A 7,942-nucleotide genomic window follows, 5' to 3' on the forward strand; every position below is an offset into this window, starting at 1 on the left:
GCGCCCAAATCAGCAGCGCGACCTTCGATGCCTTCGGCCGGGTACTGACCCAGACCGATGCCTATGGCCGCACCACCACCACGGCCTACGACGACAAGCTGCGCACCGTCACCGTCACCACCCCGGAAGGCATCAAAACCGTCTCCGAGAAGAATCGCTTCGGTGAGACCTTCAAGCTGACCGATGGCGAAGGCAATGTCAGCGAGTACGCTTATGACCGCAACGGCCGCCTGCTTTCCACCAAGCGCCCGGTCAGCAGCGAGGAATATCAGGAAACCACCCAACGCTACGATGCGGCAGGCCGCCTGACCGAAACCGTACTGCGCAGCTACCGCAAGGTGGGCAACGCCTTCCAGGTCATCGACGCCCGGGGCGTGGTCAACCGCTTTGAATACGATGCAGTGGGCCGGGTGCTGGTCAGCCGTACCGATCCGGATGGTGTGAATCTGGCGACCCGCTATGAATTCGATGGCATGGGCCGCACCGTCAAGACGACCAATGCGGCCGGCAATGTCACGGTCACCGAATTCGACGGCGCCAGCCGGGTCAAGGCGACAGTGGTTGACCCCAAGACCCCGACCAATCCAAACGGTCTGAATCTGCGGACCGAGTACAGCTACGACCCGCAGGGCAATGTCCTCACCGTGATCGAAGGCGCCGGCAGCGCCCAGCCCAAGACCACGCAGTATGTCTACGACGTGCAAGGGCGCCGCAGCCAGGAGATCGTCGATCCGGCCGGGCTCAAACTGACCACCACTTACGGCTACGACAGCGACAACCGCGTCATCAGCCGGGCGGATGGCGAAGGTCGCACCACCCGCTATGCCTACGACAACCGGGGCCGGCAGGTGCTGGAAGTCAACGAACTGGGCGAAACCACCGAGACGGTCTACGACGCCAACAGCCGCGTCATCGAGAAGCGCCAGTACGCCACCCGCAACCCCAATCCGGCGGCGCTGCCGGCCCAGATCAAAAACAGCCAGCTACGCGAGTTGCGCAACGAAGCACTCGACCGGCGCCAGCGCTTCATCTACGACAAGGATGGCCGCAACACCTTCGAGATTGCCCCGGATGGCCAGATCACCGAACGGATCTTTGACAAACGCGGGCTGGTCCTCAGTGAGCGCCGGTACGCCAGTGGCGTCTTTGCCGACGTACCCGCCATCCGCGATGCCGGGGGCACGCTGACGACGATCGGCGGCAGTGACTACGCCAACCAGCTGTACTCGCGCCTGCTCAAACGCTCGCCCGATGCCGCGAGCTTTGCCAATGCCATGCAGGCCCTGCGCACCTATGCCGGACTGAACCTCGGCTGGCTGCAAGGCCCGAGCCAGGCGCAAGGCATGCTCGACAGCCCGGAATTCCAGAACCTGTGGGCCAGCCAGAACCCGCCGATCAACGGCGCCGCCAACAACCGCAATTTCGTGGCCTGGGCCTACCGCACCTTGCTGGGACGGGAACCGGATACGGGCGGTCTGGATTGGTGGGCCGGTCAGCTGGGTACAGCGGATACCAGCAAGCGTGGCGTCATCGTCTGGGAATTCCTGCGCAGTGGCGAAGCCATCGACAACGCCATCGACAATGCCACCCAGCGCGAGTGGAACTTCCTGCGCGACTACCGCGACGACAGCAAGGATCAGGTCAGCACCTATGACTACGACAGTATTGGCCGCCTGCGCAGCCAGACGGTCAACGGCGTCCTGAGTGCCACCCACCGCTACGATGCCGCTGGCAATCTGGCCAGCGTGACCGACGCCCAGGGTAATGTCACGCAGTACCAATACGACGCCGCGGGCCGCAAGACCCGCGAGATCGACGCCAAGGGGCAGGTCACCGACTTCATTTACGATGGTGCCGGTCGATTGAAGGAAAGCCGCAAGTGGACACTGCAGGCGCTGGCCTGGAGCGGCGGCCTGTTGCGACGTGAACCCGATGGCAGCGCCACCTTCTACGGGCCGGAAGGCGAGCGTATCCGCCTTACCGCAGACACCCCGCAATTCGAGATCGCCCGTCGCAGCCGCGCAATCGCCAAAGCCTGGGAAACCGCCTATGGCTACAAGATCGGCTATGCCACGCTGGCGGCCCCCAAGGCCGCGCAGCACGCCACCGATCTGGCCAACTTCTGGACTGGCACCAAACCCGGTGACAACTGGGTCTGGGCGCAAGGCAAGCTGATCCGCAACCAGGACGACAGCGCCACCTACTTCGACCCGCAAGGTCAGTCGTTCCGCCTGTCTGCCAGCATGAGCGTGCAGGAAGTCGCCTCGCTCAGCCCCTATATCGCGCAGCAATGGCAGGCCGACTTCGGTCTGCAGCTGGCCACCACGGTGTCGGTTCTGGCTACGGGCGATAGTGCCCGCATGGCGAGTGAATACCAGAATTACTTCACCCAGCCGGTGCATGATGCGAGTCAGGATCGGGTCACCCAGTATGAATACGATGCCGCCGGCCGGCTGAAAACCCTGACCCATGCCGACGGCAAGACCGAGGTGTATACCTACGATGCCGTCAGCCGCAAGACGCTGATGACCAACACCCGTGGTCATAACACCAGCTATGTCTACGACGGTGCTGGCCGTCTGGCTTACGAGCTGGCCCCTGCCGTGGCCCAGACCGCCACGCCGGAAAGCAGTGCCACCACGGCCTCGCTGGTTACCCGCTTTGTTTACGACAAGGCCGGCAACCTCACCGAACGTTGGGAAAACGACTTTGGCGCCGCTGACCAGAAACGCGTCACCAAGTTCTTCTACAACCGTGCGGGCCGTCAGGTTGCACTAGAACAGGCGGCCTTTGCCGGCGCACAGCCCGTCTACAACCTGGGCGACGATGGCCGCTTCAATCAGGCCAGCCTGGACCTGGCTGCCCTGAGCAGCCTGCGTACCCCGCGCAGCGAAACCGCCTACGATGCCTTCGGCAATGCCGTCGCCTATCTGGATGTCGGTGGGCAGTGGAGCTGCAAGTCGTATGACGCCGCCGGCCGCATTCGCTTTGAGGTGGATGCCCTGGGCCAGGTCACCGAACATCGTTACGACCTGCTCGGCAACCAGCGGGAGTTGATTCGCTACGGCGGCAAGATCAGCGTCACGCCGAATGCCACCGGCTACACCACGGCCGAGCTGGCCGCCAAGGTGGCAGGGCTTGACCAGAGTGACAAACGCGTCCTCAGCTACGAGTACGACCGCTTCGGCCGGCAGACCAAGATCACCGAGCCGACCGCCTTCCAGCTTAACCAGTCCGGCATGGCCGAAGCCGGTCAGGCCGCCCGCGAAACCCGCCAGATCTACAATGGGCTGGGCCAGCTGGTAAAGCAGTCGGTCACGCTCGATGCGGGCCAGACCGCTGACAGCTACTTCTATTACGACGCGCTGGGCCGCAAGATCGGCCAGGTCGATGCCGGTGGCTTCCTCACCACCTGGGCTTATGACGAATTCGGCAACAGCGTGGTCGATAGCCAATACAGCATTGCCCTGCGGGCAGGCAGCTATAACGCCAGCAGCAATCTGATGGATCTGGTCGAACAGGTCGCTGGCAAGACCGACGCTGGCAGCAATGGCGTGCGCGTCCATCGCGCGGAATACGACAAGCTGAACCGTCTGGTGACCGATATCCAGGTCAACGTTGCCGGTGGCTATGGGGCAGCGCGAGGCGACGTGATCGTCCGCAGCCAGTACGACGCAGCCGGCAACCCGATCGTGCAGATCGATGCCAGGGGCAACGCCAGTTATCTCTATTACGACGCGATGGGCCGCCTGAGTCTCGAGCTGCGTGCCAGCGGCGACATGGGCGACCAGCTGCGCTACACCGCCATCAGCCACGAGTACAACGCTTTCGGCAATGAAACCCGCACCGTGCGCTATGGCAACACCGTAGCCCGCAACCAGCTGACTGCGGCACCGGAAACCATGACGGTCGATGCGGTACGGGGTCTGGTGGCCGGATCGGGGCAGGATCGGACCGAGCTGCGCCGCTATGACGCGGCAGGTCATCTGATCGAATACCGGCTCGATGCTGTGAATATCCAGGGGGGTGGACAACGCCAGTACTGGCTCTACGACAACTTCGGCCGCAATGTCTTGGAGTGGACCGCCAGCCAGAACGTTGATGGCAGCCAGAACAACAGCGTGCGCAGCTTCAGCTATGACGCCGCCGGCCGGCAGACCGCCACGGTCGAACGCCTGGGCACGATTGGCCAGGCCACCCGTCTCGTCACCACTGGGGCCGAGTACAACGCCTATGGCGACATCACCCGCCGTGCCATCAATGGCGACACCCAGTCGCTCTACCGCTACGACAGCGCCGGCCGGGTCTGGGCCCGCTTTGAAGGCGGCGTCTGGAGCGCCAGCTTCTACAATCGCGCCGGCCAGGAAACCGCCCGGCTGTTCAGCCCGGTTGAAGGCGCGATCCAGAATGCCGGCAGCGCCGAAGCGCTGGCACGCAGTGCGCTGGTCGATGGCAATAACCGCCGCATCACCGCCCCGAACAGCAGCTGGCGCCGTACCTACACCGACTACAACGCGCTGGGTCAGGTCACCCGGCAGATCGACCCGGGTTTCAACACCCGTGTCGGCGGGCTGGGTTATGCCCCCAATGTCGCGGCCGGCACCGCCCAGGCCGAGGCGCCGTTCACGGTCGAGCCGCATATCGAAATGATCTGGGGTGAGAACATCCGGGGACGCTGGGTCGATTATCAAGAGCCGATCGAACGGCAAGTGGGCAATGACATCACCTTCTCGCCACGCTGGGTATCGGTGGCGGATACCGCCGGACTGGATGGCAATCTGACCGTAGAGGTCAGCTACACCCTCAATGGCGTTGCCAGGACCGCCATCGAGACCGTCACCCGCAATGAAACCACCGCCAATCTCTCGGTCTACGACCGGGCACAGTCCGTTCTGGTCGCAGTGACGGGGGTCAAGGTCTACGGCACCGTCAACGGCGTGCGCCAGATCCTGCGCGACAGCAGCCAGCCCGCCGTCGCCACCCTTAATCTGCCTCGCAACAATGCCGATACCAGCGCCAACTGGGTGCGGGTACGGCAGCCGGACGGCAGCTGGCAGGTATTTGCGCCCACTGCGGCCGATGATGGCACCACCAGCCGCCTGCAGATTGATCGTCTGCTCGCCGGCACCAATGGCCCGCGTGACGTTGAGATCGTCAGCCTGATGCCGGGCTTTGCCCTGACCGCCGGCATGGATAACGCCGCACTGGTCAAGCATGCCGTCGGCTACGCCCGCTTCAGCCTGTCACGCGATGGCGGCGGCAACCGCCTGACCTTGCTGGCTGACGGCTTGACCGTCAGCGCTGCGCCGGAGCGTCTGCTGCAGCAGGATCGCTGGGGCAACAAGATCAGCCTCAGCGACAGCCAGGGCAACACCAGCCGCTGGCTCTACAACCGCTTCAACCAGCAGACCCATAGCTTTGGCGCCACCGTCGGTCGCATGGACGAAACCGGCAAGCAACGCCAGGCCGTGCTGGTCAGCCAGAGTCGCTACGACAACTACGGCGCGCTGGTCGAGCAGCTCGATGGCGAAGGTCACCAGACCGTGTTCGATTACGACCGCTTGGGCCGTAATACCGCGCAATGGCACCGCATTACCGACCAGAGCAGCCTCAGCGACCGTGACCGGGCGGCGCTGATCAGCCGGGCCGGCAGCAGCGGCCTGTACTCGCTCGACAGCCGCCGCCTCTACGACTTTTTTGGTCGTCTCGGTTACGAACAGGTGGATAGCGCCGTCGCTGGCAGTGAGTACAGCTATAACGTTGCCGACCAGCTGATCCAGATCCGTCGTTCCGGCCAGGTCTGGCAATTGGGCACGGGTGCGACCAATCAGAGCTTCACCGCCAAGTCGGTCATGGAAGTCACCGATTACCGCTACGACGGCCGTGGCCAGCGGATTCTGGAAAGCCGCTATCGCAACGACCTGACTACCAGCCATCTGCATACCCGCCAGGACTACGACAGCCTGGGCCATGTGGTGGCGACCCAGCAGTACGAAACGCTCAACTTCCAGCCGACCAGCCGGGGCACCCGTCATGTCAGCGGCTACGACGTCTACGGCAACAAGGTGTTCGAGAAGAACGTCTGGTGGAACGCGCAAGGCCAGGAAACCCCGAGCGACATGAAGTACTGGACCTACGCGGCTACCGGCCGTCTGCTCGATCACACCGATCTGGGCAACAACGTCACCCGCTACAACTACGATGGCACCGGTCAGCTCACCAGCCAGACCATCACACTGGGTGGCGGCAATAGCGCGATCAACGAGGCCACCAACGAAACCTACAACACCGGGGTAGTCACCCGCAGTTTCGCCTACGACGAGGCCGGCCATCTGACCGGCACCAGCCAGAGCCGTGACGCGAATGTGCTGGTGCGCTGGCAGGATGACGCACCGCTGTTTGAAACCCGCCATGCCGAGCTCGGGGCAGCCCAGCGCCGTTACGACAGCGAAGGTCGTCTGGTCTTCGAGCGCTTTGATCGGGACACGACGCACTGGGTACAGACCACTGCCTACGACAACGCCGGCCGCATCGACCATGTGGCCGCTACCGGCGTCGCGATGAGCTACTTCTATGATGGTGCCGGCAACCGCCGGGCCATTCTGGGCGCCAGCAGCATCGGCAATGGCGATAGCTGGGAAGGCTATGCCAACTGGTATCGCTACGACGACCGCAACCGCGAGGCGGTCAGCCAGGGCGTGCTCACCGGCACCGGCATTGTGGTCAGCAGCATCCGCCGCACGGCCACCATGCAACGGCCGGAAGTCATCACCGGCAGCAACGGCCTGCCGGCCTTTGCCCAGGTCAGCAGCGAGCGCGATGCCGAACACACCGCGACCGGTTATGTGAACGGCGCCAGCGGCATCCGCTATCTGGGCAGCGGCACCCTGCGCAGCGAAGTCATGGGCAAGGAAAAGCGCGTCATCAACAACGTCAATCAGGAAGTCGCCGTCGGTGACCGTCTGGATTACGACGACTTCGGCCGGGTGATCGCTTTCCGCCACAACAGCAACGCCACGGCCGATGCCAACGACTACGCCTTCCTGAACCAGAGCCGCCGTCAGTACGACTTCGTCGGCCGGGTCGGTGTCGAGGAAACCTTCAAGGACGGCGGCGCCTTTGATCAGCGTCGCCTCAATGGCTACGACGCCGACGGCCGCCTGATCATGCAGGAGGCCTTCGACAAGCAGATCATCTACAACAACCGCAATCGCTGGCGCAACGGCGAGCCGATTGAGGTCGATGACGAGGTCCCCCCGACCACGACGGTGTACAAGCCGATCTCCAAGGTCAGCTACAACTACAACGGCGAGGTGCTGCAGTCCTACAGCGTGCTCGACAACCGCGCCAACCAGACCACGACCTATGGCTTCCAGTACGCCGGGTTTGAAAGCTGGAAGGAGGTTGTGCAAACCGCCAACGGCCCGACCGGCAGTGGCCAGACCACCACCACGCTCGACGACTTCGGCAATGCCCTGCGCATCGTCGATCAGCGCAACACCAGCAGCAACCGCAAGATGGTGTACGACCTCGACGGACGCCTGCTCGACAAGCGCCGCGACTACTATTACTGGGGTCAGCGCTTTGCCTATGCCGGCGGCAGCGTCATCGGTAGCACCATGGGGATGGAGTCAGGCCAGGGAGCGGACTTTGATTACAACTACACCGCGCTGTCGGCCAAATCGCTGCCCACCACCACCCAGAGCAATTACACGGTCAACAACGGCGACACGCTGCAGAAAATCGCCCTGGCCGTCTGGGGTGACGGCAACCTGTGGTACCTGATCGCCGACGCCAACGGTATCAAGGCCAGCGATGCCCTGACGCCGGGCCAGACGCTGAAGATCCCGTCCACCGTCACCGCTGCCAACCGCTCGGACACCTTCAAGCCGTATAACGCGCAGAAGCTCATCGGCGAAACCACGCCCGAACTGCCACCACC

General features: G+C 63.5%; 1 protein-coding gene. It reads left to right on the plus strand.

The window, feature by feature from the left end:
- Positions 1–7,942: DUF4214 domain-containing protein (locus tag PZA18_RS23190; RefSeq protein WP_284103279.1), on the plus strand; the 7,942-nt coding region annotated here is incomplete at both ends.

The organism is Parachitinimonas caeni (assembly GCF_030129945.1).
Classification (GTDB): Bacteria; Pseudomonadota; Gammaproteobacteria; order Burkholderiales; family Chitinimonadaceae; genus Parachitinimonas; species Parachitinimonas caeni.